At 41.2% G+C, this 6248-nt stretch carries 1 protein-coding gene; it reads left to right on the forward strand.

Going from position 1 to position 6248, the window contains the following annotated elements:
* Positions 1 to 6248: SPM autocatalytic domain-containing protein (locus IM477_RS10385; protein ID WP_287731637.1), on the forward strand; the 6248-nt coding region annotated here is incomplete at both ends.

Here is a 6248-nt window from a genome sequence, read left to right on the forward strand (position 1 = left end):
AACATCATGGGGTTACTTTGGTGCAGATGCGAATGGTTATGATCGTGGTCAGTTTGCTGACGTTAATGGTGATGGAAAGCAAGATTATGTTGTGGTCTGGAATAATGGTGGTAAGCGAAATTTAGATACTTATATTGCCAAAGCAGATGGTACATTTAATGAAATAGTTAATACGACCTCATCGAGTGGATTCTGGGCAGATCCTAGTGGATATGATCGGGGAAAGTTTGCTGATGTTAATGGTGATGGAAAACAAGATTATATAGTAGTTTGGAATAATAGTGGTAATCGCAACATCGCCAGTTATTTAGCTAAAGCAGATGGTACATTTAATGAATCGGTTAATACAACATCATCGAGTGGATTCTGGGCAGATCCTAGTGGATATGATCGGGGAAAGTTTGCTGACGTTAATGGTGATGGAAAACAAGATTATGTAGTAGTTTGGAACAATGGCGGCAATCGCAATATTGCTACTTATTTAGCCACAAAAAATCTTGACAATCTCCGCGATCAATACTTCCCTGAACTCAACAACCCCACCACCCTCGCCACCCTTCAACAACAAATCAGCGACCAACAAACCCAAACCCAACAACAAATAGAACAACTTAAAAACAGCATCAGCCAAAAACAAGCCCAAGCCGCCGCTTCCATCTCCCAAGCAGACTGGTATCAAGAAAAATCCGCCTTTTATTGGGAACGAAGCCGTAAACAAGGACCCACTTGGATTGAATGGCGTAGCTATCAAGAAAAGAAATGGTACGGAAGAAAACAAACCAAACAACAAGCTATCACCCATGTTGACCACGATTGGATTATCTGGGACACCTACACCAAACAAGCGACCGCCCTCCGAGAACACGCCGCCCAACTCCTTAAAGGAGTCGAAACCGACACCTTAAATAAAGATACCACCACCACCATCCTCGACCAATGGAATAAAGCCAACGCCGTCGCCAATGAAGCCGCCCTCAGCCAAAGCGAATTTATCCACCTCCTGCAACAACTGGAAGCAGAAAGAAAACTCAGCGAAGACAAAATCGCCCAAATAAGTGACTGGGAAAAACTCCTCCCCATCCTGCAAACCCAACTCGAAATAGCCACCCAAGATGCAGCCACCGCCACCGCCAATATTCAAAAAGAAACCGGCGAATACCAAACCAGTAAAGACAACTACCTAACCGCCCTCAACAGCGTCCTACAAAAACGCGCCGAACTGCAAACCCAAACTCAACTCCTGCAACAAGACATCACCACCGCCAAAAATTGGGTGACACAACAAACCATCTACCTCACCGATGAACTCACCCAAACCCAAACCCTCATCACTCAACTGCAAACCGAGCGGGATTTGATCCCCCCAACCCCCCTTGATAATGGGGGCGACGAAAACCTCACCAAAAAAGCCCAATTAGACCAATCCATCCAACTCCTCATCCAAAAACAAACCGTCCTCACCTCCCAACAAGCCAGCCTCATCCAAAAACAGACCCTCCTCTCAACCCAAGAACAGGTACTCCTCACCGAGTATCAACTCCTTGATGCGACCCTCGCCAGCCCCGATAAAGACACCAGTACCCTCGAAAAACAACTCATTGACACTCGTAAAACCCTCGCTGAAGTCCAAAAACTCGCCGAACAAGCCGAAGCCAGTAGCCAAGCTTTAACCGCAGTCATGGATGACCTGCAAGCCTCTCTCTTGCTGCAAAACGACAAATACCTCTCCGCCATCAAAGATAAACAACAGGGACTCAAAAAACTCCTAGAAGCCACTGAACTCGAAAAAAATTATACCCTCCAAGCCACTACTAAACGCCAAGAATTAAACGGCATTGAAAGCCAACTGCTGACTATTCTTAAACAGGCAAATGATGCCGGAAGCAAAGAAGCCGCCCAACTTCTGGAAGTTGCCAACGCTAACAATATGGCTACTGCCGCCGAACTTTATTACAAAGATTATCGAGATTTAGCCAACGATAAAGGTGGCGGTTGTTCAGGAGGAATTGCCCGACCCGAAGATTTAATCTTAGCCGATAAATACTATGCCGAAATGCAGCAATATCGGCAACTGCAACAACAGGCGCAACAACAAGCCAGCCAATTTACCGCCCTTCGTCAAGCTGCTGAAAATCAAATTACCCTCTTAGAAGGACAAAAAACCCTCGCCACCCAAGAATTGGCCCAACTTCAACAAAGTATCGGCAATTCTCAAGAAGCAATTGAGGCCCATAAACAAGAAATCGCCGTTGCTGAATTTCGTATAGATGCCCTATCCCAACTGAAAGACTGGACAAATCAAACCTTATTGCAAGTTCTTTCCGTTGAAAAATTCAACTTAGCGCAGGCACAATTAGAACAAGAAATCGCTGAAAAACGCGGTCAATTGCTTGATGATGCGGTGGCAGCCCAGTTAGAAAAACAACGGTTAGATATTCAACGCGATCGTCAAATTGCCGTCACCAAACTTGAACAATTAAACCAACTTAACACCGAAGAGACCCTCCAGCAAGCGATTAATAACCTCCGCACCGACTTAGGGATTAACCCGATTGCCAATATCATCACCCAAGCTGACTATAAAGGACAACTCGCTGGCATCTTAGCCGATTTAGATGCCCTCAAACAAAAACAGCCCAACTTACCTGCTGAATTGGAGAGCATATTAACAGCAACTCGTCAAGATATTCATGCTGCTTTACAGGGGAAAGAAGCCGCAACGATTCAGGATAATTTACTGAAAACGGTTGATGGTTTAATTGAGCAGAATAATAAACTTAACACTGAAATTGCCAAATTAGACCAAGAAGAACAGCAATATTTAGGCATTCTGAAACAAGCAGAAACCGACATCGAGGGAGCGAGTAAAGCTCTTTATGAGGAGATTCAGAAAACAGGGGTATTAACTCAAGAAAAAGAGTTACTCAGTCAGCAGAATTTAGAGATTCTCTCTAAGGTTGGCTATGCTCAAGGTGCGGTTGATTTATCCGATGATTTAGCGCGACAGTCTCAACAGCTTTTAAGTCAGATTATTGAGGGGCGAGTTAAAGAAAGAGAAATCAGAAAGAAAGCCTTTACCAATGAAGTTTTAGGGACTGCTGCTCTGATAATTAGCACTATTGCTGTTGTTATGACCGCAGGTGCATCCTTAGCTGCTGGTACTCTCGTTCAGACGGCTCTTAGCACTACTTTATCAGCAGTTAGTGCATCTTTAAGTGCTGTTCAGGCAGCTTACAATGGAGATTGGCAAGGAGCAATCTTTAACGCAGGAATGGCAGTTATTAGTGCTTATACTGCTGATCTTCAGTTTTCTAAGGAAGCAATTCTCGCATCTAAAACTCTTAGTCAAACTGAACAACTGGCACAAATAGCAAAATTAGGATTAGATCAAGGCATTCAATATTATCAAAATATTAATACTGTAGCATCTGGTCTTTATTATGGTTATAAGGCTATTGAGTCGGGAGATAATCTAACAGGATTTTTGAACTTTTTTAGTGCTGCTATTCCTGTGTCTGGCTTATCTCAATATAGCTATTTATCTCAAGCAGCTTTAAGTATTAATAGTGGCGTTAATTTAGCCGAAGAAGATAATTGGTTAGCTGCAACATCTAGTTTCTTAAATGCTGCGGTGACACTAGGAAAAAATTTAGATTTTATTGCTAACAATACCTTAGCAAGCGAAGTCACCGATATCCTTCGTTCTGTTGAACTATCGGTAAACTTAGTCGCAGGAATCAACACAATAGCAGATGACGGAAGCTTGGAAGGATGGTTACAAGGGATTCAACAAATAGCCAATGGTGCGATTAATTATAGTAAATATGAACCCCCTAAAACTTCTCCTATTGAACTTGAGTCTATTGATCAAGAAACTATTAAACAATTAGCAATTAAGATAACAGCAAATAGCCCAAGCTCAGAATCACTAAACGTCAAAGAAGTAGAAGAAGTTTTATCTGGTATAATACAGCGTCTAAAAAATTTCGATTTTACTCAAATGTCATCTAGTGATTTTACTAAAGAAGAATTACAGCAGACATTTTTAAGTTGGATTATTTTCAATCCAAAAGTAACAGCACAACAACTGATAGCGACAAGCAAACTGACAATACAAAAATTCCAAACTAACGAAGAAGAAATTAAAGAACACAATTATTTTAAGGATAAATATCGAAACTATGAAAGTTTTTCAGCACATCAAGATGCTAGAGCTATTTTACACTTTTTAACAGGCATTCCCGTAGAAGAAATATCAAAGCATCAAGCAGGACTAGGAATTACAGGAATAGAGAAATATGGTTTAAATTTGGAAGCCACTTTAAGTGATAAATGGAGACAAAGAACAGCATTCCATGATGTTACTTCTACTCTCGACCTTAAATTTAATGAAGAATCTAATCAAACAAACATAAAAGTTCCAAGTTTTAATAAATCTGTTTTTGGCGTTGAGAGTATAGTATTGTCAGCAATTACAGGAGTTGGAATACCTGGAACAGTTGAAGAAATTTTTGATTTTGATTTAGAAGCAACAACTGGTTTAGTAGATATTCTCTTTCAATTAGCGATTAAACCTATTACTTGGACAACAACGCAGATAGATCCCTTGATCGTTGATTTAGATAACAATGGAATCAAACTCATTAATCTTGATAATTCCTTAATTCGTTTTGATATTGATGCAGATGGTTATTCAGAAAATGTTTCATGGACAAATGACGGATTGTTAACTGTTGACTTAAACCATGACGGTACAATCAATAATATTACCGAAATCTTCTCAGAATACTTTAAAGACGGATCAGCCAATAGTGGACTAGAAGCCTTAAAAACCTACGATACTAACAATAACGGCATCATTTCCAGTACAGATACCCAATTTAATCAAATTCTCGTCTGGCAAGACCTAAATCAAGACGGTATCAGTCAACCCAACGAACTGAAAACCCTAGCGCAACATAATATTACCAGTATTAACCTCAACGCGATCGCATCTGAAACCATCCAAGACGGCAATATTATCAAAAAACGCTCATTCTTCAACCGCGCTGATGGTACTGGAGGGGAAATCTCTGATGTCGCCTTCCTTGTCACTCAAACCGGTTTTAAAGTCATTCAAACCGCTACAGGTATCCAAATTGTCGCAGAAAATGATCAAGCTGCCTCCTTATTAATTCATAAACAAACAACCCCATTAAATCTTAATATTGCTACCGCTAACGTACAAGTGGCCAGCGGTAACACTGGTAACGATACCCTCTACACCACTGACACCCATGATGTCTTCCTTTCGGGAGAAGCAGGTAACGATAAATTGACAGGAAATAGCGGAAATGACTGGTTAATTGGCGGTGAAGGTGCAGATCAAATCATAGCAGGTGCAGGAGACGATTTACTTTACATCGACGCACAAGATACCCTGATTGACGGAGGCGATGGAACCGATATTGCTATTGTCACCACATCTAACGGAATTACCCTAGATTTAGGTACAACTAAATTAGAAATGGCGCTGGGTAACGACGGTAACGACACCTTCACCAACTCCAGTACCGTCAGTGTCACCATCGATGGAGGTAAAGGCGACGATACCATTAAAGGAGGATCTGGTGATGATTTACTGATAGGGGGAGAAGGAAGCGATCGCCTTCAGGGAAATTTAGGTAATGATACTCTACAAGGTGGTAGTGGACAGGATAGCTTTTTCTTTGGTGCTAATAACGGTCAAGATCGAATCGATGATTTTGACATAGCTACCGAGAAAATTATCATTGATGGGAGTTTAGGATTCACTTCAGCCGCTCAAGTATTCAATACTTTCAGCCGTCCGTTCGACGCTCAGAATAAACTGCTTATTGATGTTACCCGATTTACCTTAAGTGCTGGTAACACTATTGATGTCATTCACGATTCCAATACTAACCCTTCACAGACTCCCTTAACTGCTGCTAATTTTGTTATTAATGGAATCATCGGTCAACCTTACACCCCAATCGAAGCTTTCGGTAACACCAAATTAGTCCAAGACACAACTAACAAACTCTACGCACAAATTGGCAATAATAACCCCATCGCCATCAAAATTGGTGCAACTCAGATTACCACAAATATCTATCCAGGTTGGCAAACTCTAGCAGCAGAAACCGTCAACGGAGTCAATCAAGTTTTATGGAAATATAACGATGGTAATTATCTCCACTTGTGGAGTTTAGATAATAACTGGAATTGGCAATCTTCCACCGGATGGT

Origin of the sequence: Microcystis sp. M090S1, from assembly GCF_020246295.1 — a bacterium.
Taxonomy (GTDB): Bacteria; Cyanobacteriota; Cyanobacteriia; order Cyanobacteriales; family Microcystaceae; genus Microcystis; species Microcystis aeruginosa.